General features: G+C 73.3%; 3 protein-coding genes. 2 read left to right on the forward strand and 1 reads right to left on the reverse strand.

Features of this window, described 5'->3' with window-relative positions:
• Both VR44_RS05445 and VR44_RS05450 read left to right on the forward strand, forming a co-directional pair.
• Positions 1–669, forward strand: a 669-nt coding sequence (locus tag VR44_RS05445; RefSeq protein ID WP_045946214.1) for an XdhC family protein, incomplete at its 5' end; no start/stop codon positions are given.
• Between the two features lie 138 nt (positions 670–807).
• Positions 808–2,250 (forward strand): GuaB1 family IMP dehydrogenase-related protein, encoded by a 1,443-nt coding sequence (locus VR44_RS05450; protein ID WP_211275025.1) that lies wholly within the window; start codon positions 808–810, stop codon positions 2,248–2,250.
• On the opposite strand, the gene VR44_RS05455 is transcribed toward VR44_RS05450, so the two are convergent.
• The coding region (locus VR44_RS05455; protein WP_045946216.1) for a sensor histidine kinase at positions 2,247–3,438 on the reverse strand (1,192 nt) is incomplete at its 5' end. The genes VR44_RS05450 and VR44_RS05455 overlap by 4 nt on opposite strands.

The raw sequence follows: 3,438 nt of genomic DNA on the forward strand, positions 1-3,438 counted from the left end.
GCCCTGGACCGGGCCGCCGCCGAACGGGTCCGGGCCCTGCTCCTCGCCGGACGGACCGGCACCGCCGAGCTGGGCACCGCCGGCGGGCTGTGCGGCGAGCCGCTCACCCTGCTGGTGGAATCCGCCGCCGAACCGCCCCGGCTGATCGTCTACGGGGCCATCGACTTCGCCTCCGCCCTGGCCCGGATGGGCGCCTTCCTCGGCCACCGGGTCACCGTCTGCGACGCCCGGCCCGTCTTCGCCACCCCCGAGCGCTTCCCCGGCGCGGACGAGGTGGTCGTGGACTGGCCCCACCGGCACCTGGCCGCCGAACGCGACGCCGGGCGCCTGGACACCCGTACAGCGGTGTGCGTCCTGACCCACGACGCCAAGTTCGACGTCCCCGTCCTCGCCCTGGCCCTGCGCCTCCCCCTGGCCTACGTCGGAGCCATGGGATCGCGCCGGACCCACGCCGAGCGCACCGGACGGCTGCGGGCCGAGGGGGTGACCGAGGCCGAGCTGGCCCGCCTCAGATCGCCCATCGGCCTCGACCTGGGCGGCCGCACCCCCGAGGAGACGGCCGTCGCCATCGCCGCCGAACTCACCGCCGTCCGCCACGGGGCCACCGCGAGCCCGCTGACCGGGGGCCTGGACCCCCTGCACCGCCCTTTCGGGACCCGTGTCTCGTAGGAAAGGACCACACGGCCCGGAATGTCCTGGACGATCGGCCCGGGCGGCATGAACGCCCGGCCGTGGGAGAATGAAGTACGTGCGTTTCCTCGGCTGGAATCTGTCGAGGTACCTCCGATCGACTGGGATGTTCAGCACGTGCGTTTCCTCAATGACCTGAAGCCGCCGTACGACCTGACGTACGACGATGTGTTCATGGTGCCGAGCCGCTCCGCGGTCGGCTCCCGCCAGGGCGTGGACCTCGCCTCGCCCGACGGCACCGGCACCACCATTCCGCTCGTGGTGGCCAACATGACCGCCATCGCGGGCCGGCGCATGGCCGAGACCGTCGCCCGCCGCGGTGGAATCGTGGTCATCCCGCAGGACATCCCGATCGAGGTCGTCACCGACGTCATCTCCTGGGTCAAGACCCGCCACCTCGTGCTCGACACCCCGATCACGCTGGCGCCCACCCAGACCGTCGCCGACGCGCTCTCGCTGCTGCCCAAGCGCGCCCACGGCGCCGGCGTCGTCGTGGACGCCGACCACCGCCCCGTCGGCGTGGTCACCGACCACGACCTGACCGGTGTGGACCGCTTCACCCAGCTCTCCGAGGTCATGTCGAAGGAGCTCCTGCTCATCGACGCCGACATCGACCCCCGCGAGGCCTTCAACCAGCTCGACGCCGGCCACCGCAAGCTGGCCCCGGCCGTCGACAAGGACGGCCGGCTGGTCGGCATCCTGACCCGCAAGGGCGCCCTGCGCGCGACCCTGTACACCCCCGCCACCGACGCCAACGGCAAGCTGCGCATCGCCGCCGCCGTCGGCATCAACGGCGACTTCGTGGGCAAGGCCAAGCAGCTCCTCGACGCCGGCGTGGACACCCTGGTCATCGACACGGCCCACGGCCACCAGGAGTCGATGATCAACGCGATCAAGGCCGTCCGCGCCCTGGACCCGCAGGTCCCGATCGTGGCGGGCAACATCGTCGCCGCCGAGGGCGTCAAGGACCTCATCGACGCCGGCGCCGACATCATCAAGGTCGGCGTGGGCCCCGGCGCCATGTGCACCACCCGCATGATGACCGGCGTGGGCCGCCCGCAGTTCTCCGCGGTGCTCGAGTGCGCCGCCGAGGCGAAGAAGTACGGCAAGCACGTCTGGGCCGACGGCGGCGTCCGCCACCCGCGCGACGTGGCCATGGCCCTCGCGGCCGGCGCCTCCAACGTCATGATCGGCTCCTGGTTCGCCGGCACGTACGAGTCCCCGGGCGACCTCCAGCAGTCCGCCGAGGGCCGCCTGTACAAGGAGTCCTTCGGCATGGCCTCCGCCCGCGCCGTGCGCAACCGCACCTCGGAGGAGTCCGCCTACGACCGCGCCCGCAAGGCGCTGTTCGAGGAGGGCATCTCCACCTCCCGCATGTTCCTCGACCCGGCCCGTCCGGGCGTCGAGGACCTGATCGACTCGATCATCGCCGGTGTCCGCTCCTCCTGCACCTACGCGGGCGCGGCCTCCCTGGCCGAGTTCGAGGAGAAGGCCGTCGTCGGCATCCAGTCCGCCGCCGGCTACGCCGAGGGCAAGCCGCTGCACGCCAGCTGGAGCTAACCCTCCCGGGCTTCGTGCGACGCCCCGCCCCCCGCCGGACCGGCCGGGGGGCGGGGCGCCGTCGTGTGCACGCCCGCCCGGTACTTGGGGATCCGGACCGTGACCTTCATGCCGGCGCCGACGCCCGTCTCCACGACCAGGCCGTAGTCGTCCCCGTACACCTGCCGCATCCGCTCGTCCACGTTCGGCAGCCCGATCCCCGACGAGGAGCCCGCCCGCTCCCCGGCCAGGATCCGGCGCAGCCGCGCCGGATCCATGCCCACCCCGTTGTCCTCGATCGTCAGCACCGCCTCCGCACCCGCGTCCCGGGCCGCGATGGTGATCCGGCACTCCCCGGCGGAGTCCTCCACCCCGTGCTTGACGGCGTTCTCCACCAGCGGCTGCAGGCACAGGAACGGCAGCGCCACCGGCAGCACCTCCGGAGCCACCTGCAGGGTCACCTTCAGCCGGTCCCCGAACCGGGCCCCGGCCAGCGCCAGGTAGCGTTCGATCGAGCGCAGCTCCTCCGCCAGGGTGGTGAACTCCCCGTGCCGGCGGAAGGAGTAGCGGGTGAAGTCCGCGAACTCCAGCAGCAGCTCCCGAGCCCGCTCCGGATCGGTCCGTACGAACGAGGCGATCGCCGCGAGGGAGTTGAAGATGAAGTGCGGGGAGATCTGCGCCCGCAGCGCCTTGATCTCCGCCTCCATCAGCCGGGTCCGCGCCCGGTCCAGCTCCGACAGCTCCAGCTGTACGGACACCCAGCGGGCCACCTCCGTCGCCGCCCGCACCAGCACCGCCGACTCCCGCGACCCGTACGCGACGAGCGCCCCCAGCACCCCGTCCTCACCGGTCAGCGGGGCGAACACCGCCCACTTCAGCGGGCAGTCCGGCCGCTGGCACTCCGTGCGCAGGCTCTGGCTGCGCCCCGACTCCAGCATCACCGCCACCCGGGCCATCGCCCGCCGCTGATGGTGGTCCGCCCCCGGTCCGTCCCAGGCCAGCACCGCCTCCCGGTCGGTGAGGCACAGCGCCTCCGTGCCCAGCAGCGAACGCAGCCGCCGGGCCGCCTTGCGGGCCGCGTCCTCCGTCAGCCCGGCGCGCAGCGGGGGAGCGGCCAGCGAGGCGGTGTAGAGGGTGTGGAACGTCGCCCGCTCCACCGGCGTCCCCAGGCCCGGCCCCGCCGCCCGCTCCCCGCGCCCGGCCTGCCAT

Source organism: Streptomyces katrae (assembly GCF_000966975.1).
GTDB lineage: Bacteria > Actinomycetota > Actinomycetes > Streptomycetales > Streptomycetaceae > Streptomyces > Streptomyces katrae.